The sequence below is a fragment of the Acinetobacter sp. S-1 genome (assembly GCF_059579785.1).
Window position 1 is genome coordinate 912,709 of record NZ_CM184207.1, and the last position, 22,470, is coordinate 935,178.

General features: G+C 38.9%; 14 protein-coding genes and 1 other annotated feature. Of the genes, 11 read left to right on the forward strand and 3 right to left on the reverse strand.

Annotation, left to right across the window (positions count from 1 at the left end; genetic code table 11):
* The first annotated feature begins 101 nt into the window (after window positions 1–101).
* Both AC52J8_RS04475 and AC52J8_RS04480 read left to right on the forward strand, forming a co-directional pair.
* Window positions 102–947, forward strand: a complete 846-nt coding sequence (locus tag AC52J8_RS04475) for an OmpA family protein (RefSeq protein WP_130119573.1) — start codon at window positions 102–104, stop codon at window positions 945–947.
* Window positions 948–982: 35 nt separating this feature from the next.
* Window positions 983–2,398, forward strand: coding sequence for a BapA/Bap/LapF family prefix-like domain-containing protein (locus AC52J8_RS04480; protein WP_496538881.1), 1,416 nt, complete (start codon window positions 983–985; stop codon window positions 2,396–2,398).
* Here AC52J8_RS04480 and AC52J8_RS04485 read toward each other — a convergent pair.
* A protein-coding gene (locus tag AC52J8_RS04485) for an IS3 family transposase (protein WP_103270969.1) occupies window positions 2,395–3,614 on the reverse strand; the annotation gives its coding sequence in 2 pieces (ribosomal slippage) (window positions 2,395–3,338 and window positions 3,338–3,614; 1,221 coding nt in all). The genes AC52J8_RS04480 and AC52J8_RS04485 overlap by 4 nt on opposite strands.
* Window positions 3,223–3,339, reverse strand: a sequence feature (AL1L pseudoknot). Its footprint overlaps the gene before it by 117 nt.
* A gap of 87 nt (window positions 3,615–3,701) precedes the next feature.
* Between AC52J8_RS04485 and AC52J8_RS04490 the strand changes: the two genes are divergently transcribed.
* The 8 genes from AC52J8_RS04490 to AC52J8_RS04525 all read left to right on the forward strand — a co-directional run bounded on the left by AC52J8_RS04490 (window position 3,702) and on the right by AC52J8_RS04525 (window position 19,992).
* Window positions 3,702–10,751 carry a type I secretion C-terminal target domain-containing protein gene (locus AC52J8_RS04490; RefSeq protein ID WP_496538882.1) on the forward strand — a complete coding sequence of 2,350 codons (7,050 nt, stop codon included), beginning with the start codon at window positions 3,702–3,704 and terminating at the stop codon, window positions 10,749–10,751.
* Between the two features lie 133 nt (window positions 10,752–10,884).
* Window positions 10,885–12,411: a TolC family outer membrane protein gene (locus AC52J8_RS04495; protein ID WP_208753386.1), complete on the forward strand. Its 1,527-nt coding sequence runs from the start codon at window positions 10,885–10,887 to the stop codon at window positions 12,409–12,411.
* Window positions 12,408–14,540, forward strand: a complete 2,133-nt coding sequence (locus tag AC52J8_RS04500; RefSeq protein ID WP_161282563.1) for a type I secretion system permease/ATPase — start codon at window positions 12,408–12,410, stop codon at window positions 14,538–14,540. The genes AC52J8_RS04495 and AC52J8_RS04500 overlap by 4 nt, the downstream gene beginning before the upstream one ends.
* On the forward strand, window positions 14,537–15,727 hold the full coding sequence (locus AC52J8_RS04505; protein WP_161282562.1) for an HlyD family type I secretion periplasmic adaptor subunit: 1,191 nt from the start codon (window positions 14,537–14,539) through the stop codon (window positions 15,725–15,727). Before AC52J8_RS04500 ends, AC52J8_RS04505 begins: the two co-directional genes overlap by 4 nt.
* A 763-nt stretch (window positions 15,728–16,490) precedes the next feature.
* Window positions 16,491–17,369, forward strand: a complete 879-nt coding sequence (locus tag AC52J8_RS04510) for a MetQ/NlpA family ABC transporter substrate-binding protein (RefSeq protein ID WP_002118503.1) — start codon at window positions 16,491–16,493, stop codon at window positions 17,367–17,369.
* A 241-nt stretch (window positions 17,370–17,610) separates the two neighbouring features.
* Window positions 17,611–18,324, forward strand: coding sequence for a DUF4882 family protein (locus AC52J8_RS04515; RefSeq protein WP_126646342.1), 714 nt, complete (start codon window positions 17,611–17,613; stop codon window positions 18,322–18,324).
* A gap of 454 nt (window positions 18,325–18,778) precedes the next feature.
* Window positions 18,779–19,141, forward strand: coding sequence for a hypothetical protein (locus AC52J8_RS04520; RefSeq protein ID WP_208753385.1), 363 nt, complete (start codon window positions 18,779–18,781; stop codon window positions 19,139–19,141).
* 107 nt (window positions 19,142–19,248) lie between these two features.
* Entirely contained in the window at window positions 19,249–19,992 is a 744-nt protein-coding gene (locus AC52J8_RS04525) for a hypothetical protein (protein ID WP_496538912.1), read from the forward strand.
* A gap of 40 nt (window positions 19,993–20,032) precedes the next feature.
* Here the strand turns inward: AC52J8_RS04525 and AC52J8_RS04530 are convergent, their stop codons facing one another.
* Window positions 20,033–20,185 carry a phosphoglycerate mutase family protein gene (locus AC52J8_RS04530; RefSeq protein ID WP_014207433.1) on the reverse strand — a complete coding sequence of 51 codons (153 nt, stop codon included), beginning with the start codon at window positions 20,183–20,185 and terminating at the stop codon, window positions 20,033–20,035.
* A gap of 6 nt (window positions 20,186–20,191) precedes the next feature.
* On the reverse strand, window positions 20,192–21,013 hold the full coding sequence (locus AC52J8_RS04535; protein ID WP_208753384.1) for an ROK family protein: 822 nt from the start codon (window positions 21,011–21,013) through the stop codon (window positions 20,192–20,194).
* A 771-nt stretch (window positions 21,014–21,784) separates the two neighbouring features.
* On the opposite strand from AC52J8_RS04535, the gene AC52J8_RS04540 reads away from it, so the two are divergent.
* The gene (locus tag AC52J8_RS04540; protein ID WP_208753383.1) at window positions 21,785–22,339 is read left to right on the forward strand and encodes a TetR/AcrR family transcriptional regulator; all 555 of its coding nucleotides are present in this window, start codon (window positions 21,785–21,787) and stop codon (window positions 22,337–22,339) included.
* Window positions 22,340–22,470 lie beyond the last annotated feature (131 nt).

Sequence of the window (22,470 nt, forward strand, 5' to 3'; positions counted from 1 at the left end):
TCATGATGTGAATTTGATAACTTCACTTTGCATATATGAGAACTGCTTCACAAATATAGAGATAACAATGGTTTTTACTTTTAACGTTTAGGGAATGCTATATGTATAAATTGCGATTGTTAGTAATAGCTGTGTCAATTGGACTGTCTGCCTGTGCAGCCAACAATTATTCCCAGCCTACAGGTTTACGGTTTCAAGAAGGGGGCAACGATAAGACTCAAGTAATAAACGTAAAACGAGATGATAAATTATGTGCAGAAGATGCTCCGGAAAAGCAAAACTGTCCTATTAATTTCTATATAGACAACATTCAATCGGGTAGCTTCTATATTAATAATGCAGCGCAGTACCGTTTGAAGCCTGAAATTTACAATTTCAAAGTTAAAAATTGTACTTCTCAAGAGTGTCAATCATGTGATGTAGACCTTCAAACCAATCAGTTATCCGACAATAATTTGACCCTTTCCATAGATAAGAATGGCAAACCTTATATTTTAAATAATGGAAAAGAACTTGTTTGCTCAAAAAAAGAAGAAACTCCAACTATTGAACACACTTCAGTAATCCAATTATCAGCAGATACTTTATTCAAATTTGATGGTTCTACACTTAATGACTTGCTGCCAAAAGGGCGTCAAGAAGTAATGGATTTAGCTTCTAAAATTTCGCATGGATATGTTTCGGTAAGTGCAATTAAGTTGATTGGTCATACAGACCGATTAGGCAATCACAATTATAACCAAAAGCTGGCGCAAAGCCGGGCGGATACAGTACGGAATCTTCTAATCCAAAATGGGGTGGCTGATAGCGTTATCAGTACAGCAAGCATGGGAGAAACTCAACCTGTAACTGATGGATGTCCTAACGCTAAATCACAAGAAGCCTTAAAAGCCTGCTTGCAACCAGATCGTCGTGTAACTGTCGAAATTACTGGGATTTCTAAGTAATTACCAATTTATGGAATAAGAATTTTAGGTGAAATATGACTAATTTTATTGTAATAGAAAAAGATTCATTAGAGAAATCAATAGTTAATTCCAATCAGATTACTTTAACAGAAGCATCAATCGTTCATACGAAAATGCATCGTGACGATGTTGAGGAATTTATCCGTGACGGTAATAACTTATTACTTAAATTGAAAAATGGAGAAGTAATAGTTATTGAAAATTTCTTTACTGCTTATGATGAAGTAATTTCTGATTTAGTATTTGAAGAAGATGGATGTGTTCTTTATTGGTTTGATGGGGTTTCTGACTTTAAAGATATTCCTGGGTTAGAAGTATTACTACCAGAAGCAGGGAGTCAACTTGTTAGCCTTTTACCTTGGTTAGCTGGTCTGGGTGCTGTTGGGGGTGTAATTGCTGCCACCCATAATGATGATGATAATTCACCAAGTACACCTAATGGTACGAATAGTATCCAAGTTGCAAGTAGTGGGCTTATAACGGGTAAGACTGAAAATATTCCTGATGGTAGTAAAGTGAATGTTACCATTACGGGTGAAGATAAAGATGGCAATTTAATTAGCCGGGAAATTGAAACTACTGTTAATCCTGATGGTAGCTATACAGTAGAAGTGCCAAATGACTTTGCTGATGGGGATTTGAAGGTAGAGTCTGAGGTTGTAGATCAAAATGGTAATGTTGTAAAAGCTGAAGACAATCTGTCAGGTCAAGACGGTCTAGACCGGGTTGATGGCACCATTACAGTTGATGTGGATAACCAAGGTCATATCACAGGCGGTACCACAGATGTTGCACCGGGTAGTGAAGTGATCTTGACGATTACCGGTCAAGACCAGGCGGGTAATCCACTTGAGCAACAAGTGACAGCAACAGTTCAACCGGATGGCAGCTATACAGCAGAAGTACCTGCAGGCTTTGCTGATGGTGAATTAACAGTTGAAGCAGAAACAGTGGATCGTAACGGTACACCACTTAATGCTGAAGACAGCCTTGTGAAGACCGATCATGACAATGATCCATCTACACCGGATCAAGGTGGATTAGACCGAGTTGATGGCACGATTTCTGTTGATGTAGACAACACGGGTCATATCACAGGCGGTACCACAGATGTTGCACCGGGTAGTGAAGTGATCTTGACGATTACCGGTCAAGACCAGTCAGGTAATCCACTTGAGCAACAAGTGACGGCAACAGTTCAACCGGATGGTAGCTATACAGCAGAAGTACCGGCAGGCTTTGCTGATGGCGAGTTAACAGTTGAAGCAGAAACAGTGGATCGTAACGGTACACCGCTTAATGCTGAAGACAATCTGTCAGGTCAAGACGGTCTAGACCGGGTTGATGGCACCATTACAGTTGATGTAGACAACACGGGTCATATCACTGAACCGTACCGGGTTTGTCGGAGACTTTTTTATTTAAGTTAGGCCACCTGACCTAACGGGTTAATCTTATCATAGTACATTGCTTCAAACTCAAAAGGCGATACATAACCCAGTGCACTGTGTACACGCTTTTTATTGAACCAATCTACCCAGTTTAGTGTCGCAAGTTGTACATCTGCTAAACCTTGCCAATCTGCTTTTAGATATTCAATCACCTCTGTTTTGTATAAGCCATTCACCGTTTCAGCCAAAGCATTATCGTATGAATCACCAGTCGTACCGACTGATGCTCGTAAATTTGCTGCTTCTAAACGATGGGTATAACGAATGGAAAGATATTGCACACCTCTGTCGGAATGATGAATCACATTCTTTGGCATGCCTCGATCATGCAATGCTTGCTCTAATGCATCGAGCACCATATCTGTATTCATTCGTGTAGATACTTTCCAGCCAACAATTGCTCGTGAGAACACATCAATAATAAAGGCGGTATAGACCCAGCCTGAATGAGTTTGAATATACGTAAAGTCACTGACCCACAGTTGGTCAGGATGATCAGCAGTAAAATTACGTTTCACTAAATCATCTGCTCGTTTTTGGTCATCTCGGCTACGGGTGGTTTGTTTGTTCTTACCTCGCCAAACACCTTGTATACCTAGCTTTTTCATTAATCGAGCAACAGTACAGCGTGCAATAATATAGCCTTCACGTTTCAGTTTTTGCCAGACTTTACGTACACCATACCGACCTGAACTTTCCTTCCAAATTCGTTTAATCTCCTCAGCATGATGCAAGTCATGTAAATCTCGCTTTGCTCGATGTTCTGGATTTTCGCAGAGATCTAGAGTCCGGTAATAGGTTGAGGGTGCGATCGGTAAAATTCTACAAATCGCCTCGACTCCGTACAGCTCTTTATTATTATGGATAAAATCCACCATTATTTGTGTGGGCGGTCGAGCTCCGCCTGGGCGAAAAAAGCGGCTGCTTTACGTAGAATCTCATTGGCGCGTTGCAGTTCTTTATTTTCACGTTCGAGTTGTTTAATACGTTCTTGATCTGAAAGCTGCTGTACTTTAACTGGATTTAGTTTATCTAAATATTTTTGATACCAAACACGTAGTGTTTCAGGAGTACAACCTATCTTGGGAGCAATAGCGGTGATCGCAGCCCAATTCGATGGATAATCTTTTTCAGATTCAATCAATAATTGAACCGCTCTTTCTCTGATTTCAGGGGTATATTTTAATTTTGTCATCGGGATAGTCTCTCAGAATATTGACTCTCCGACAAACCCGGTACGGTTCACACAGGCGGTACCACAGATGTTGCACCGGGTAGTGAAGTGATCTTGACGATTACCGGTCAAGACCAGGCAGGTAATCCACTTGAGCAACAAGTGACGGCAACAGTTCAACCGGATGGCAGCTATACAGCAGAAGTACCGGCAGGCTTTGCTGATGGCGAGTTAACAGTTGAAGCAGAAACAGTGGATCGTAACGGTACACCACTTAATGCTGAAGACAATCTGTCAGGTCAAGATGGTCTAGACCGGGTTGATGGCACCATTACAGTTGATGTGGATAACCAAGGTCATATCACAGGTGGAACGACTGATGTTGCACCGGGCAGCGAAGTGATCTTGACGATTACCGGTCAAGACCAGGCAGGTAATCCACTTGAGCAACAAGTGACGGCAACAGTTCAACCGGATGGCAGTTATACAGCAGAAGTACCGGCAGGCTTTGCTGATGGCGAGTTAACAGTTGAAGCAGAAACAGTGGATCGTAACGGTACACCAGTCAATGCTGAAGACAGCCTTGTGAAGACCGATCATGACAATGATCCATCTACACCGGATCAAGGTGGTCTAGATCGAGTTGATGGCACGATTTCTGTTGATGTGGATAACCAAGGTCATATCACAGGTGGAACGACTGATGTTGCACCGGGCAGCGAAGTCACATTAACCATCACAGGTCAGGATCAGGCGGGTAATCCACTTGAGCAACAAGTGACGGCAACAGTTCAACCGGATGGCAGCTATACAGCAGAAGTACCGGCAGGCTTTGCTGATGGCGAGTTAACAGTTGAAGCAGAAACAGTGGATCGTAACGGTACACCGCTTAATGCTGAAGACAATCTGTCAGGTCAAGACGGTCTAGACCGGGTTGATGGCACCATTACAGTTGATGTAGACAACACGGGTCATATCACAGGCGGTACCACAGATGTTGCACCGGGTAGTGAAGTGATCTTGACGATTACCGGTCAAGACCAGGCAGGTAATCCACTTGAGCAACAAGTGACGGCAACAGTTCAACCGGATGGTAGCTATACAGCAGAAGTACCGGCAGGCTTTGCTGATGGCGAGTTAACAGTTGAAGCAGAAACAGTGGATCGTAACGGTACACCGCTTAATGCTGAAGACAGCCTTGTGAAGACCGATCATGACAATGATCCATCTACACCGGATCAAGGTGGATTAGACCGGGTTGATGGCACGATTTCTGTTGATGTAGACAACACGGGTCATATCACAGGTGGAACGACTGATGTTGCACCGGGTAGTGAAGTGATCTTGACGATTACCGGTCAGGATCAGGCGGGTAATCCACTTGAGCAACAAGTGACGGCAACAGTTCAACCGGATGGCAGCTATACAGCAGAAGTACCGGCAGGCTTTGCTGATGGCGAGTTAACAGTTGAAGCAGAAACAGTGGATCGCAACGGTACACCAGTCAATGCTGAAGATAGCCTTGTGAAGACCGATCATGACAATGATCCATCTACACCGGATCAAGGTGGATTAGATCGAGTTGATGGCACGATTTCTGTTGATGTGGATAACCAAGGTCATATCACAGGTGGAACGACTGATGTTGCACCGGGTAGTGAAGTGATCTTGACGATTACCGGTCAAGACCAGGCAGGTAATCCACTTGAGCAACAAGTGACCGCAACAGTTCAACCGGATGGTAGCTATACAGCAGAAGTACCGGCAGGCTTTGCTGATGGCGAGTTAACAGTTGAAGCAGAAACAGTGGATCGTAACGGTACACCGCTTAATGCTGAAGACAGCCTTGTGAAGACCGATCATGACAATGATCCATCTACACCGGATCAAGGTGGATTAGACCGGGTTGATGGCACGATTTCTGTTGATGTAGACAACACGGGTCATATTACAGGCGGTACCACAGATGTTGCACCGGGTAGTGAAGTGATCTTGACGATTACCGGTCAAGACCAGGCAGGTAATCCACTTGAGCAACAAGTGACGGCAACAGTTCAACCGGATGGTAGCTATACAGCAGAAGTACCGGCAGGCTTTGCTGATGGCGAGTTAACAGTTGAAGCAGAAACAGTGGATCGTAACGGTACACCGCTTAATGCTGAAGACAGCCTTGTGAAGACCGATCATGACAATGATCCATCTACACCGGATCAAGGTGGATTAGACCGGGTTGATGGCACGATTTCTGTTGATGTAGACAACACGGGTCATATCACAGGCGGTACCACAGATGTTGCACCGGGTAGTGAAGTGATCTTGACGATTACCGGTCAAGACCAGGCAGGTAATCCACTTGAGCAACAAGTGACGGCAACAGTTCAACCGGATGGCAGCTATACAGCAGAAGTACCGGCAGGCTTTGCTGATGGCGAGTTAACAGTTGAAGCAGAAACAGTGGATCGTAACGGTACACCGCTTAATGCTGAAGACAGCCTTGTGAAGACCGATCATGACAATGATCCATCTACACCGGATCAAGGTGGATTAGACCGGGTTGATGGCACGATTTCTGTTGATGTAGACAACACGGGTCATATCACAGGTGGAACGACTGATGTTGCACCGGGTAGTGAAGTGATCTTGACGATTACCGGTCAGGATCAGGCGGGTAATCCACTTGAGCAACAAGTGACGGCAACAGTTCAACCGGATGGTAGCTATACAGCAGAAGTACCGGCAGGCTTTGCTGATGGCGAGTTAACAGTTGAAGCAGAAACAGTGGATCGTAACGGTACACCGCTTAATGCTGAAGATAGCCTTGTGAAGACCGATCATGACAATGATCCATCTACACCGGATCAAGGTGGTCTAGATCGAGTTGATGGCACGATTTCTGTTGATGTGGATAACCAAGGTCATATCACAGGTGGAACGACTGATGTTGCACCGGGTAGTGAAGTGATCTTGACGATTACCGGTCAAGACCAGGCAGGTAATCCACTTGAGCAACAAGTGACCGCAACAGTTCAACCGGATGGTAGCTATACAGCAGAAGTACCGGCAGGCTTTGCTGATGGCGAGTTAACAGTTGAAGCAGAAACAGTGGATCGTAACGGTACACCAGTCAATGCTGAAGACAGCCTTGTGAAGATCGATCATGACAATGATCCATCTACACCGGATCAAGGTGGATTAGACCGGGTTGATGGCACGATTTCTGTTGATGTAGACAACACGGGTCATATCACAGGTGGAACGACTGATGTTGCACCGGGTAGTGAAGTGATCTTGACGATTACAGGTCAGGATCAGGCGGGTAATCCACTTGAGCAACAAGTGACGGCAACAGTTCAACCGGATGGCAGCTATACAGCAGAAGTACCGGCAGGCTTTGCTGATGGCGAGTTAACAGTTGAAGCAGAAACAGTGGATCGCAACGGTACACCAGTCAATGCTGAAGATAGCCTTGTGAAGACCGATCATGACAATGATCCATCTACACCGGATCAAGGTGGTCTAGATCGAGTTGATGGCACGATTTCTGTTGATGTGGATAACCAAGGTCATATCACAGGTGGAACGACTGATGTTGCACCGGGTAGTGAAGTGATCTTGACGATTACCGGTCAAGACCAGGCAGGTAATCCACTTGAGCAACAAGTGACCGCAACAGTTCAACCGGATGGTAGCTATACAGCAGAAGTACCGGCAGGCTTTGCTGATGGCGAGTTAACAGTTGAAGCAGAAACAGTGGATCGTAACGGTACACCAGTCAATGCTGAAGACAGCCTTGTGAAGACCGATCATGACAATGATCCATCTACACCGGATCAAGGTGGTCTAGATCGAGTTGATGGCACGATTTCTGTTGATGTGGATAACCAAGGTCATATCACAGGTGGAACGACTGATGTTGCACCGGGTAGTGAAGTGATCTTGACGATTACCGGTCAAGACCAGGCAGGTAATCCACTTGAGCAACAAGTGACCGCAACAGTTCAACCGGATGGTAGCTATACAGCAGAAGTACCGGCAGGCTTTGCTGATGGCGAGTTAACAGTTGAAGCAGAAACAGTGGATCGTAACGGTACACCAGTCAATGCTGAAGACAGCCTTGTGAAGACCGATCATGACAATGATCCATCTACACCGGATCAAGGTGGTCTAGATCGAGTTGATGGCACGATTTCTGTTGATGTGGATAACCAAGGTCATATCACAGGCGGTACCACAGATGTTGCACCGGGTAGTGAAGTGATCTTGACGATTACCGGTCAAGACCAGGCAGGTAATCCACTTGAGCAACAAGTGACGGCAACAGTTCAACCGGATGGTAGCTATACAGCAGAAGTACCGGCAGGCTTTGCTGATGGCGAGTTAACAGTTGAAGCAGAAACAGTGGATCGTAACGGTACACCGCTTAATGCTGAAGACAATCTGTCAGGTCAAGATGGTCTAGATCGAGTTGATGGCACGATTTCTGTTGATGTGGATAACCAAGGTCATATCACAGGTGGAACGACTGATGTTGCACCGGGTAGTGAAGTGATCTTGACGATTACCGGTCAAGACCAGGCAGGTAATCCACTTGAGCAACAAGTGACCGCAACAGTTCAACCGGATGGTAGCTATACAGCAGAAGTACCGGCAGGCTTTGCTGATGGCGAGTTAACAGTTGAAGCAGAAACAGTGGATCGTAACGGTACACCACTTAATGCTGAAGACAGCCTTGTGAAGACCGATCATGACAATGATCCATCTACACCGGATCAAGGTGGTCTAGATCGAGTTGATGGCACCATTACAGTTGATGTAGACAACACGGGTCATATCACAGGCGGTACCACAGATGTTGCACCGGGTAGTGAAGTGATCTTGACGATTACCGGTCAAGACCAGGCAGGTAATCCACTTGAGCAACAAGTGACGGCAACAGTTCAACCGGATGGTAGCTATACAGCAGAAGTACCGGCAGGCTTTGCTGATGGCGAGTTAACAGTTGAAGCAGAAACAGTGGATCGTAACGGTACACCGCTTAATGCTGAAGACAGCCTTGTGAAGACCGATCATGACAATGATCCATCTACACCGGATCAAGGTGGATTAGACCGGGTTGATGGCACGATTTCTGTTGATGTAGACAACACGGGTCATATCACAGGCGGTACCACAGATGTTGCACCGGGTAGTGAAGTGATCTTGACGATTACCGGTCAAGACCAGGCAGGTAATCCACTTGAGCAACAAGTGACGGCAACAGTTCAACCGGATGGCAGCTATACAGCAGAAGTACCGGCAGGCTTTGCTGATGGCGAGTTAACAGTTGAAGCAGAAACAGTGGATCGTAACGGTACACCAGTCAATGCTGAAGACAGCCTTGTGAAGACCGATCATGACAATGATCCATCTACACCGGATCAAGGTGGATTAGACCGAGTTGACGGATCGATTTCTGTTGATATTAATGACGCAGATAGCACCAAAATTACTGGTTCGACAGAAGATGTTGCTCCAAATAGTAAAGTAACTTTAGAAATTACTAGTATTGATGAAAATGGTGAAACATTAACATTTACTGAAGAAGTATTTACGAATGCTGACGGTGAATATAGTTACACTTTAACTATCGCACAAGGAAATGCTACGGAGATTGTTGCCACAGTTGAGGATCGTAATGGTACTGAACTTCAAGATAATGATCAGTTAGAGGCTGTCATTAAAGCAGAGCCAACTGCAGATGTTAATAATGGTGATAATAATGTAGTTGGTTCCTCAGGTAATGATGTACTTGCAGGGGATGTTGGCGGATTAAAAACTAATTTCGTTGCTGGTCAAGACTATAATATTTCTATCGTTTTAGATCTATCAGGCAGTATGTTATATGCAATGAATGGTACGGGTAATCCACCAGCTGGTGAATCTCGCTTAGCAATTGCCATTAAAGGTCTTAAAGCCTTTATTCAGCAAATGGTTGATCATGATGGCGTGATTAATCTACAAATCGCTTCATTCTCAGCAAATGGTAGTGTTGGAAATGGTTATAACCAAGTTTTCCTAAATGTAAGTAAAGATAATATTAATGAAATATTCACTTATCTTGATAGCTTAAAAGCTGGCGGTGGTACCTATCCAGAACAAGGATTTAATAAAGCTGTAGATTGGTTTGACGATATCTCTACTGCTGATTTTGAAAATCAAACTTATTATCTTACAGATGGAGAACCAAACAGTTCTCAATCAACTTTGGACAACGCATTTGCTCCATTAGCGGAGCAGAGTAAAGTTTTCGCAGTAGGTGTGAGTAGTTCAATTAGTGATGCTACGGTCTCTCGTTATGACAATACCGATGTCAATGGAAATAAACTCCCAGGGGATTGGAGTGGTACTAACCATGGTGAAGCCAAAGCTATTGCTGATGCAGATAAACTGATAGCTTACTTAATAGGTGGCTCCGAAAACTTTACACCTGCTGATGTTGGCGGTGATACAGTTAAAGGAGGTGCTGGAGATGATATTTTATTTGGTGATGCTATAAATACGGATCAGTTGACATGGACCGGATATGATCCTCTTCAGTATCCTAAATATTCGGGTTATTCAAAATTAATCGCATATTTAAAAGCTGAAGTTACTAGTGGTGCTGAACCAAGCCAGCAAGATATCTATGACTATATAAAAGAGAATTTCCGCGATTTTATTGCTGCTGATGCTGCTGATCCAGCGACTAAAGGAGGGAATGACACGATTTATGGTGGTGCTGGAAATGACATTATCATTGCTGGTGCAGGTAATGACGTTATTTATGGTGGTTCAGGAAATGACATTATTTCGACTGGTCGAGGTGATGATACCATTATATATGATTTATTAAATGCAGCAGATGCTACTGGAGGGAATGGTACTGATACTTGGGTAGATTACGAAGCTAATGACAAAATTGAATTTGGTTCAGATTTTTTTGAGGGTTTATTAGCAGATAAAAGTAATTTAGGTGATTATATAACTGTTGTCGATGATGGTAATGGTAATGCCACAGTTCAGGTAGACCGTGATGGTAGTGCTGGGACACATAATATGTCTGATCTATTAATTATTGAGAATCAAGCTGGCTTAACCCTACAAGATTTACTCAATAATAATCAGATTATTATTGGTTAATTAATGAAAAGGTTATAGGTCATAGATCTATAACCTTTTTTATTTCTATTTTATGTTGATTAAAAGATTATTTATTTGAATGTTTTTTAATCTAATAGTCCGTAAGTCTTAGATTTAATATAGTTTTTTTAAAATGACACTCATGAAATTAAGATTAGGGTGGATTTTATTTTCTCCTTTCTTTTTATTTATAGCAGAGGCTCATGCAGATACATTTAAGAGTTATTTAAATGCTGCGAAAAATCACTTGAGCCAATATTCTGGAAAAGAAACAGAAAATAATTTTCTAAAAGTAAGTATCCAAAATTTGAGTGATTTTAGCTTAGAAGAAAGATCAGGTCTCGAAGCTTTACCATTAGTGACTTCTTCAAATATATCAGAGAAGAATTTCATGAGAGAAATTCCAAGCGAAAATTTAAGATGGGAACAACAAGAGCTGGATTTTACTAAGGCCATACATCAGGCTTTACAACGTCGTCCAGAAATTACTCAGAGCATAGCTACTATGGCTGGACAAAGCGCGAGTATTGATGTGGCTAAAGCTGCATATTATCCTCAAATATCGGGCGGACTTACGACAGCTGATTTAACTTCAGGAGAGCGAGGAAGACAACTTTTTACGATTTCAGCATCTCAAATGTTATATGATTTTGGAAAAGTTAAAAGCTCTGTTGATATTGAAAAAGCTAAATTAATTCAAGAACAAGCAAACACTTTAGCAAATATTGATGATATTGCTTATCAAACAGCAAATGCCATTGTTAATATTAAACGCTATCAAGAAATTTTACGTATAGCCGATCAACAAATTAATGGTATAGCACGTATTGCTGAAATTGCAAATCTACGTGCAAATGCGGGTATTAGTAGTCAAGCAGATCCTGTACAAGCACAGTCGAACTTAGAAGCTGCTGAGTCGAATAAAATTGTTCAAGAAACTCAACTTAAACAGTATCAACAAAAATTACGTAATTTATTGGGATATAACGTTTCAAATTTAGAAATAAATATTCCTGAATATCTAGTGGAAAATGCAGGTCTTTATGATGAAACAGAATTTACATTAATTCCAGAAATGATGGCTGCACAAGCTGCAATACAAGTTGCTAAATATAAAAAAGAACAAACGAAGTTAAGTAATTATCCTACTATAAATATTAAAGGAAGTTTAAGTCAGGCATTAAATGGTAGAAATCCAAATAATAATAAAGATGATGGTTTTTATAATTCTATAATGCTAGAAACAACGAGTGATTTTTTTCAAGGTGGGGCTACACGTTCCAAGGAGCGCGCTGCAAGTTATGCTGAAGAAGCGGCAAAAGCAGAGTTAGACTCCGTATATTTAGATGTATCAGATCAAGTACAGCTTATTCGTCAAGAAATAGAAAATAAACAGAGACAAATTCAGGTTCTTAGAGAACGCCAAAATTCTACGATTCGTACAAAAGAGCTATATCAAGAGCAATATAAGTTAGGTACACGATCCGTTGTTGATCTTTTAAATGCTGAACAAGCCATTCATAGCGCAGCTCAAGAAATAGAAGCTGCACGATATGATATTTATTCCGACTTAGTACAATTCATTAAAATAACTGGCCGTTCTCGAGATTTATATCGTTTAAATAATACTTCTATTCAAGGATTCCAAATTCAGCCATGAGCAATGTAATTAATTATCAGCCATGGCTTCAAGCCATTTTAGTTGTTGCCAAACATTATCTTATTGATCCATCGGAAGAGAAGCTCAGACTTCAATTTGACTGGCATCAGAACCAAACAATAGATGAAATTTTAACATTGGCGTCACGCCAAATTGGAATGAATTATCGTAAGGCCCAGTTAAACTTAGACGAAATTAGCCCATGGCATTTGCCTGTTATTGTTGAAATGAAAGATGGCCAAGTGGGTGTACTAGATAAAATTGATGCGAATCAAAATTTAAGTGTTCAGTTAAGTGGAGATCAAGGTTTAGCGCAAGTATTTACATTGGATGTTCTTAAATCGCATGTAATTAATATTTATATTTTACGACCCGAAAAATCTGTGCCAGATGCCCGTATCGATGAATATATAAAACCATATGAAGCAAGCTGGTTCTGGGCAATCATTTTACGTGATTGGAAAAGATATATAGATATTATGTTTGCTTCTTTGGTTGCAAATATTTTGGCATTAGCAACTATAGTTTTTTCTATGAATGTGTATGACCGAGTTATTCCTGCTCAATCTGTACCAACCTTGTGGGTATTAGCAGGAGGAGTATTAATAGCAGCGATATTTGAGTTTAGTTTGCGTGTAGCCCGTATTTATTTATCTGATATTTTAGGAAAACGCGCTGATTTAAGTATTTCAGATTTGGTATTTGGACATGCGTTAAGAATAAAAAATAAAGAGCGTTCTAAATCAACAGGCACGTTCATTTCACAAATTAGAGAGTTAGAAGGTGTTAGAGACTTAGTAACATCAACAACAATATCAGCAATTGCTGATTTACCATTTTTCTTCTTGTTTCTTATTATTTTTTGGTTGATTGGCGGGAACTTGTTTTGGGTAATGTTAGTTGTAGTCCCACTCATGATTATTCCTGGTATTTTAATTCAAAAACCATTGGCGAAATTAGCTTCAGAAGGAATGCGAGAAAGTGCAATACGAAATGCTTTGTTGGTTGAATCTGTTCAAGGAATTGAAGATATAAAGTTATTAAGGGCTGAATCACGATTCCAAAATCAATGGAATCATATGAATGAGGTTGCAGCTGATATTTCAATGCGCCAACGTAAGTTAGTTGGCATTATGATGGCATGGACTCAAAAAATACAAGGTTTAGCTTTTGCAATTGTTGTACTTGTCGGTTGTTTTACTGTTATGAAAGGTGAAATGACAACTGGTGCGTTGGTAGCTTGTTCAATCCTTTCATCTAGAATGTTAGGGCCTATTGCACAAATCTCGGGAGTATTAGGGCGTTTACAGCAAGCTAAAGTTGCTAAAACTGGTTTAGATGAACTTATGAAAAAGCCAGTTGATCAACCTCCTCACACACATCTCATTCATAGGCCTGCATTATTCGGAAATTATGAGTTAAATCAGGTTGAATTTAGATATAGCCAAACTGATGGAAAACCAATATTAGTAATTCCGAAGCTTACTATTAAAGCTGGGGAGAGGATTGCAATTTTAGGACGTAATGGTGCAGGAAAATCCTCTTTATTACAGTTATTAGCTGGTATGCAAGAGCCTATACAAGGTCAGATTAAGCTTGATGATATCGTTTTAGGTTTAATTGATCCATTAGATATACGTCGAGACGTAGGGCTTTTGAACCAAAATTCTCATTTATTCTTTGGCTCAATTCGAGAGAACTTAAAATTAGGAGCGCCACTAGCTACTGATTTAGATATTTTAAAAGCATTAAATCTCTCAGGAGCATTAGATTTTCTACAAGAGAAAAAGGAAGGTTTAGATTATCAAATTTTAGAGGGTGGAGTTGGTCTCTCTGGTGGACAAAAACAAGCTTTATTACTGGCTCGGCTGTTAATTAGAAAGCCTAATATCTTATTACTAGATGAACCTACAGCTGCTCTTGATGATGTTTCAGAAAAGCAATTTATTGAACAACTTCAGAGTTGGTTAGGCAATAAAACACTAATTGTTGCTACTCATCGACAGGCAATATTGGAATTAGTTGACCGTGTAATTGTTATTAATAATGGAAAAATTGTAATGGATGGTCCTAAAGAGCAGGTTTTGAAATTATCTCAACCTAAGCAACAAATAGGAGCCAAATCATGAGTTATAAACAGTTAAATTTTTCTCTTCCTAATAAGAATAAACAATTAGGACAACCCTTACCTAAAGTTAGTCTATTTATATGGATTATCTGTTTTGGAGTTCTATTTCTACTAATTTGGGCTTGGTCATTTAAATTAGAAGAGGTCTCTACAGGCACTGGAAAAGTTATCCCTTCATCAAAAGAACAAACTATTCAATCTTTAGAAGGTGGGATTCTGACTAAACTTAATGTCAAAGAAGGCGAAATTGTTGAAAAGGGGCAAAATCTTGCACAACTTGATCCAACTCGATTTGCATCAAATGTTGGGGAGACAAAATCATTGCTTCTTTCTTCTAAGGCAACCGCTGCACGTTTAAATGCTGAAGTAAATGGAACAGCTTTAGTATTTCCAAAAGAAGTATTAGAAGTTCAATCACTTGTGAATGAGGAAACGGCCCTTTATCACTCTCGACGTTCAAATTTAGAAGAGTCATTAGCTGGATTAAAAAAAGCTTTAGTTTTAGTACAACAAGAATTGGCAATGACTGAACCGCTTGTTGCTAAAGGGGCTGCCAGTGACGTTGAAGTATTACGTTTGAAACGACAAGCAACGGACTTAATAAACCAAATGAATGATATTCAAAATCAATATTTAGTTAAATCTCGTGAAGAATTAGCAAAAGCAAATACTGATGTGGAAACCCAATCCCAAATCGTAAAAGGTAAATCTGATACGCTTAAACGAGCAATTTTTAAATCACCAGTTCGTGGAATTGTTAAAGAAATTGATGTTATGACTATAGGAGGGGTTATCTCTCAAAATGGGAAATTAATGACAATTGTACCTTTAGATGAAAAACTTCTAGTTGAAGCTCGTATATCGCCAAGAGATATTGCATTTATTCGACCAGGTCAAGAAGCCTTAGTTAAAATCACTGCTTATGATTATTCTATTTATGGCGGCTTAAAGGGGACAGTTACAGTTATTTCACCAGATACTTTACGTGATGAAGTTAAACAGGATCAGTTTTACTATAGAGTCTATATTCGTACAGATTCAGATAAATTAACTAATAAAAATGGAAAATCCTTTAATATTACACCGGGTATGGTAGCTACTGTAGATATTAAAACAGGTGAGAAAACTATATTAGATTATTTGATTAAACCTTTTAATAAAGCAAAAGAAGCTTTAAGGGAAAGATAGTAAATCTCTTAATAATAAGAATTTTTAAGTGGATTTATTAAGTACCTTTGTTTTTTAATTTTTTGTAAGGAGGTGTAATTTAATATTGTAATTCGATTATTGTTTTTTATATTAACCTTCTTGATCAGCGCAAAGAAAAAGAAGTAATAAAGGCCCACCTTAAAGTGGGCTCTTTATTAAGTTTAAAGTGTATGTTTTATTACATTTTATAGTTTTTATAAAATAAATTTGGGGTTTAGTCGATGGTTATTAGGCTGAATTTTAATGGAATCTATTCAAAAGTAATTTCTTGAGTCCGAATCTCACCGCTTCCACCAGATTCTTAAAAAAGCCATTGTTAACGACAAGGGCTTTTTTTACGCCTAGTGTCTACATTACAGTAAGATTTAGCTTAAATACTGCTAATAAATCCTGAAAATTTCATATAAATCAAATAAGTATATATTTTAATCAAAATTACTATATTTATATAATATGTTTTTTATTTTCAATATCTTACCAATTAAGCTTCTATATATCAGAATTGAACAAGTTATTTGTAGAATATTCATTTATTGATATATGATGAGCCAATATTTAGAAACTGTTTCAAAACATAATTCTATTGTTCAGCGAGCAAGTTCAAGGAAGGAATGATGCTGAATTCAGTTTTCTAAACCCGATATCTGGAAATTATTTCCGCCCCAAAATTGTATTTTGACCCATTGGTTGGCAATGCCTAACTCTTTTGTAAGATAGGCGTTTCCTATTTTAGGATGTATCTATGAAAAAATTATTTAGTGTTCTGTTCAGCGCATCTGTTCTAACACTGACCGCATGTAATAAAGAACCTGCAAAAACTGAAAATACAGCATCAGCTAAAGACAAAACTGAATCAGTTCGAACTATTAAACTGGTATCAACAGGTTCAGACACTGACGTATGGAAATACGTTGCAACGCTTCCTGAAACTGCTCAAGCGGGCATTAAACTCGAAGTGACTAACCTGACTGACTATGTTGTATTGAATACATCTGTAGCAAGTGGCGAACAAGACGTAAATGCATTCCAGTCATTTAACTATTTGGCAGCTTATAACTCTTCAAATACAGCTAAAGTTGCTGCTGTTGCGACAACTTACCTAGAGCCAATGGGTATTTATGCAAATAAAGTTAAATCTGTTGAAGAGTTCCCACAAGGCGCGACTATCGCGATTCCAAACGATACTGCCAATGAAGCGCGCGCTTTAACATTATTACAGTCTGCTAAACTGATTAAACTCAAACCAGACTTTGACCCTGTAAAAGGGACGACCAATGACGTCGTTGAAAACCCTAAAAACTTACAATTAAAACCAATTCAAATGACTACAGCCGTTCGTGTTAAAAACGATGTAGACGCGATTGTGTTAGGTAATACGTTGGCACTTGAGGGTGGTCTCAATGTAATGAAAGATTCTATCTTCCGTGAGCCTATTGACCAGTCTACAAAGCTTTATGTGAATTTGTTGGGTGTTGCTGAAGCGAACAAAAACGACCCGATCTATACAAAACTTGGTGAACTTTACCACTTACCTAAAGTTCAAAAGTTTGTGAGCGAAAAATTCGGTGGAACAAAAGTTGAAGTGAACAAACCTGTTTCTGAATTTGCAGACATCAAATAAGTAATTTTTTAATTTAAAATTATTTTTAAAAGCTAAGTCTCGGTAATAGGGGCTTAGCTTTTGTTTCATTTATTTTTAAAGGAAATCCAAAGTTATCGGAACTAGATTTATATTAATTTTAGAAGACTAGCTATCAAATAATTCTTAGCATACTTAACTTATTGTCTCTTTATCTGAAAAATTTCTAAACCTTAAATTTTTACCATACAATCAAAAATCACAATAAAATTAAGGTGAAATAATGAAAAAAAATATATTGATTCTTAGCTTATTAATTATCAGTGTACAGAGTTGGGCCGAATGTAAAATTGGTGATTTAGAGATTGATCCAAGCGCTTCACAAACACCAGAAGGGACACCAAATCCAAGCAACTATATAACAATAACTGGACAGAAAGTGTTAACTAAGGCTTTGGCTAATATAAACATAGGAACACTGATAAAAACTAAAACTGATACCAATATTGCTCAGTCTAATGTGATTGCTTTTGAATATATTTTCAAGAAACCAATAAATCTAAACTCAAATGAACTAGCTTCAGGATTTATCACAGGAACAAGTAATTATGACGGTATTGTTTTTGCCGCACCAAGTTTTGGAAGTGCGTATGGTTCACAGCAAAATTTGTTCATGAGTTCTATTTCTGGAAACATAACCCCAAATCAGACACAAAAAGAAGTTTTAGCAAACGAAACAGTTAGAGTGGGAATTTATTACAATCAAATCAGCAAGAAAATTGGTTATATTGTAAATGGTGTAGATAGGGGATACACATGGAGTTATACAACTCCATTAAGCAAAATGAAGTTTGCTATTGCAATTGAAGAGGGATTTTATGCTTCTAACTCTAGTGCCCTTGGTAAAGAAATATCATATGAAATAGTTTCTGATCATTCAAAACTACAATTTACTTATCCAACAGGCACCACAGATATTTGTGGAACGCCTCTTTAAAATAAATTACATATCAAATACGCTGCCTCACTACTTTAGTTAGGCAGTTTTAAGGGTCTATTGAGTAATCTATTTTTTTTCAATAAGCATCCATTCAAACTCTACGGTCATCCATATTGGTATTACCATTTATACTCAATAAATAGTTAAACTCTTGCAAATATTCATAGATTTCAGGAGTGAGATTATATTTTTAGAGTAGTGGTGCTGATGTCTGCTGTGTTCGTAAATCTGAAAATATCTCGGCTAAATCTACTTGGATTGGTTCACTGGTCGTGCCTTGGGTTTATAAATAATTTAATTGAAAATGCTTCTATAGAACAGGGGCTTTTTATAGCTAAACTATAATAATTTATACATTCATTAATATCTAATATATTAAATACATAATAAGATATTTTTATAATATTATGAAAATTGGAAAGCTTTAGGAAAAATTTTAAGAATGTATTTAATGCATATTTGGACATTTAAGTCTATGAAAGAAGGCGAATCTTTATTCGCCTACCAAATACAAAAAGAATTTGCAGATATTTTAGTTTCAATTTTTGATCAGGAAACACTTCCATTTATTTCTGATCTTTCATATGTAGATTACGATTTATATAGTGACAGACAGCTTTATCAATTAATTAACGAATTTAAAAAACTAATTGAAATTTATACAGCTTTTATAGATGAAATTTCTAAAATAATAAGCTTTTTAGAAAAAGCTATTGAGTGTAATGAAAAAATTCTTTTTGATCCCTTTAGAGAATCTATCTTGGGCCTAAATATTTTTTTGAATTTTCCTAAAAAATCAATACACCTCGTATGAAATGAATTAAGTATCTATAATAATGGGTGCATATAAAAATATATGAAGTTAAAGATTTAAAAATTATGATACCGGTACAGCCATTCTCTTTTTTCACAATTTTTCTGTTGTTTATTGTTCCATTAATTGGTGTTGTACTAACACTAGGCTTGTTGGTGAAAGCACTATTCTTTTGGCGAAATAAGGCTCAAAAGCCTGTTAGGTTTTTTTCTCGAAAGACATTATTCATTACCGTATTGGCACTAATATGTGACCTATGGGCAGGTTATTTATTTTATATGATTGCATCGGTAGGGTATGAGTTTGCACTTAAAGAGCATTATAAAGAAAGTCGCAGCCATTTCATTTTATCTCAAGATGCGCCATATGGAGAACTGTTGATTCCCAAAGGGAGCTTAATCAGTCGTTATGATGCTTTTGACAACGGTGAGCCTCAATTACCCTTGAGTTTACGGGGATTACAAGCTGTACGTTTTCCTCATCCTGTACAAGTCGCTGGAATGTGGGTAACTGCGATGGAACCTCCTCGAATGGAATTGGCATGGGATCAGCAAATAGGTCCAGTTATGCGCTTTGACCCTAATGAGGAAAATGGTTATGGTAAATGGGTTTACGATACGAAGCGTCCCACCATCACCTGTTCTCGTGGAGAGATCGTGTTACTTGAAATTCCATCCATTCATTATGATATTGCAAAAGAATTTGGTAAACCTGAACCCGATGGACCCAATGCACGTTTTCGCCCGAGTGAATGGGGTGTTCAACAATGCGAAAAAGGTCAGGGGCCAATTAAAGTTAGTCCTGCATATACTGGTACTGCACCAAAGAAACCTTGGTTTCAACCTTACTGAAAAGCTCTATTCGACCTCTTTAAAGATTAGGTCAGTAATCTTATGCATTTACATGATCAATTTTAGGTAGTTGTGAACAGAGTGCTTGAGCTTGTTTATGTCCAAATTCACTTAAAGCAATTGAAGCATGCGAAAGGGTTTTTCCATTAATATTGGCTTCACTCTCAGCATGTCGGATCAGAAAGATACTCATATTATTTTATTGTTCAATTGCACGTATAGCACCTAAAGCGGCTACTTTTCTTCCCGCTTTTACTTTTGATATGTCGCAATCTTGCCAAAGCTCAGGAAGGCAGTTTTCTTTAGCAGACTTTAAAGCCGCGTCTAAATAACCGGGTAATTCTATTGCTCCTCCTCCTATTACTAATTGCGATGGGTTTAAAAGATTAATAACAGTTGCTATTCCAAGACCTAAAGCAGTACCTGCCTCTTTTATAACAGTTAAAGTTGCTTGATCTCCATTGTTAGCCATTAATGCTAGATTAGATGGGCTGAGTGCACATTGCTTGGTAATTGCTGAGCCACTTGCAACTTCATCTAAACGCTTAATTCCTTCATTACTTTTTATTGGTAAGTAACCTAGCTCACCAGCCCAACCACTAGCTCCTAGTAGGGGTTTTCCATTTGTTATGAATGCAGCCCCAATACCTGTCCCAATCATAATAATACCGCTTGCAGCATGAACCGAGGAATCATTTAGTTCCGCATGCATGGCAGCTTTTACATCATTTAAGATAATTGTTTTACTACATAGTAATTTTAATGCTTCATTTCCCTGCCAACCTATAAATGCAGGGAGGACATCACAATTAACAATGTGCCCATATTCGTTAACTAAACCCGGCACTGCTAGGCTTATGCTTTCGGGTTTAACTCCATGTTTTAAAATAAAAGATTGTAGGTGTGATATTAATTCTTCTGGGGTGAATGAAATTCCTGTACTAAATATCTCCTCAATTTCATCACATAATATTAATAATTTAGTACCTCCAAGATCTACACCAATTTTCTGTCTGTTCATCCGATGCCTTATGTAAAAATCATTTTTTTAAATTTTATCGCGTCTACAGAATAGTGTTTTTATAATTATCAGTGTTTGTGTAATAACTTTTAAATTTAATTCAAATGAAGATCTATCATTTTCCTTACACTGAATATTCGTGTAAACATAACAAATAGTTGTTTACTAATTTTTCTGTTTTTATGCCTTTATAAACCCCACTTAAACAATAACTCTCTCATTATTTATCCTTACTTTTTAATGATCTATTTTAAAACAAATGTCATTTTGTGTGCTTGACTGTAAAAGGACAGGGCACTATTCTTTGCCTGCTGGCCACATTGCCAGCCGGTTTTAGCAGACCGTGCTCAAGAACATTGAAAAAATTCATTTTTTTGATGTAGACCCGTTCGTCTCCCTTTTTGTAGCGGTAGGACGGAAGGGGGACACCTTCGGGTGTGCTGGGTCTTGAGCCAGTCTGCTAACCCCCTTTCGTTCTGCCACCATAATTCCTATTCATGTCTGGCAGAACTCCCAATAAAAAGGAGTTGGCTTTGTACATCCACTATTTCTTGGCAGCCTTTGCCAAAGTCTATATCGACACGACTTAAATTTATAAGCAGCTTGATAGCGATTAGCGCTTTCAGGTTTTAATTCGTCGCGACCAAAAACTTAATCAACAATAAAACTTGAGATGTGCCATGCACAGTCTTAACGGCTTTGCTATGCCTTTTTTTCTCCCAAAAAAGTATCTCGTTTACATACAACAAGAATTTTCATAACGGTAAAACTATGCCAAATTTAGTGATCTCCCCACGTGCCATCCAAGTTGTAAATAAATCAATTGATCTGTTTCACCATCACGGATTTCATACGGTTGGAGTCGACAGAATTGTGAAAGAGTCTCAAATTCCAAAAGCGACTTTTTATCATTATTTTCACTCTAAAGAACGGTTCATTGAAATCTGCATGATTGTGCAAAAAGAACGTTTAAAAGAAAAAGTAGTTTCAATGGTTGAGTACACCAGTCAAACAAGTGTGATGGATAAACTTAAGAAACTTTATGTCTTACACACCGATTTGGAGGGGTTTTATTATCTATTATTTAAAGCAACTTTTGAGATCAAACTGACCTATCCAAAAGCCTATATAACCGCAATGAGATATAGAACATGGTTGCTTAATGAAATCTATAGTCAGTTAATAAAACTAAAAACCGATGTTTCCTTTCAGGACGCCAAATTATTTTTATATATGATTGAGGGAACCATTATTCAGCTTTTAAGCTCGGCTCAAGTAGGGGATAGAGAGATGATATTAGAATGTTTTTTGAAGCAGTTTAAATAGGATGAATGAAGCATGAAAATATCCATGCTAAATCTGCTTAAATGAGTTTGCTGGATGTTTCTTCAAGCCATTAATAATTGATACGACGTTTAAATGTCTAATTTAAAAAAGCCCTTTTTGTCATAAGGGCT

What these genes read in the sequence shown, in the direction of transcription:
- AC52J8_RS04510 (WP_002118503.1), top strand. Translation starts at nt 16,491, where the DNA reads ATGAAAAAATTATTTAGTGTTCTGTTCAGCGCATCTGTTCTAACACTG.
- AC52J8_RS04530 (WP_014207433.1), bottom strand. Translation starts at nt 20,185, where the DNA reads ATGAGTATCTTTCTGATCCGACATGCTGAGAGTGAAGCCAATATTAAT.
- AC52J8_RS04500 (WP_161282563.1), top strand. Translation starts at nt 12,408, where the DNA reads ATGAGCAATGTAATTAATTATCAGCCATGGCTTCAAGCCATTTTAGTT.
- AC52J8_RS04505 (WP_161282562.1), top strand. Translation starts at nt 14,537, where the DNA reads ATGAGTTATAAACAGTTAAATTTTTCTCTTCCTAATAAGAATAAACAA.
- AC52J8_RS04480 (WP_496538881.1), top strand. Translation starts at nt 983, where the DNA reads ATGACTAATTTTATTGTAATAGAAAAAGATTCATTAGAGAAATCAATA.
- AC52J8_RS04535 (WP_208753384.1), bottom strand. Translation starts at nt 21,013, where the DNA reads ATGAACAGACAGAAAATTGGTGTAGATCTTGGAGGTACTAAATTATTA.
- AC52J8_RS04515 (WP_126646342.1), top strand. Translation starts at nt 17,611, where the DNA reads ATGAAAAAAAATATATTGATTCTTAGCTTATTAATTATCAGTGTACAG.
- AC52J8_RS04475 (WP_130119573.1), top strand. Translation starts at nt 102, where the DNA reads ATGTATAAATTGCGATTGTTAGTAATAGCTGTGTCAATTGGACTGTCT.
- AC52J8_RS04540 (WP_208753383.1), top strand. Translation starts at nt 21,785, where the DNA reads ATGCCAAATTTAGTGATCTCCCCACGTGCCATCCAAGTTGTAAATAAA.
- AC52J8_RS04520 (WP_208753385.1), top strand. Translation starts at nt 18,779, where the DNA reads ATGCATATTTGGACATTTAAGTCTATGAAAGAAGGCGAATCTTTATTC.
- AC52J8_RS04495 (WP_208753386.1), top strand. Translation starts at nt 10,885, where the DNA reads ATGACACTCATGAAATTAAGATTAGGGTGGATTTTATTTTCTCCTTTC.